This is a genomic window from Massilia sp. CT11-108, from assembly GCF_047302915.1.
GTDB lineage: Bacteria > Pseudomonadota > Gammaproteobacteria > Burkholderiales > Burkholderiaceae_D > Telluria > Telluria orientalis.
Window position 1 is genome coordinate 1 of record NZ_JBKYMO010001689.1, and the last position, 245, is coordinate 245.

Annotated in this window: 1 protein-coding gene; it reads left to right on the forward strand. The window is 63.3% G+C overall.

Annotation, left to right across the window (positions count from 1 at the left end; genetic code table 11):
- Window positions 1-27: 27 nt before the first annotated feature.
- A partial coding sequence (locus tag ACEN88_RS36050) for a hypothetical protein (protein WP_413347176.1) occupies window positions 28-245 on the forward strand: 218 nt, incomplete at its 3' end.

A 245-nucleotide genomic window follows, 5' to 3' on the forward strand; every position in this document is an offset into this window, starting at 1 on the left:
GGTCTATTCCATGCAGTAACGACGAATATGTCGCGATCTCAGGATGATCTTGCAGTGTTCGAAAGCGGAACTGTATTCCGCGCCGTCACTCCGGCTGCGGCACCGCGTCCCGGTGTCGACGAGCGCCCCTCCGATGAAGTCCTTGCCGAGATCGACGCCGCCTTGCCAGCCCAGCCGCGCATGCTCGCGGCCGTGATCTGTGGCAGCTGGCTGCCCGATCGCTGGGATGGAGAGTCGGTCAAGGC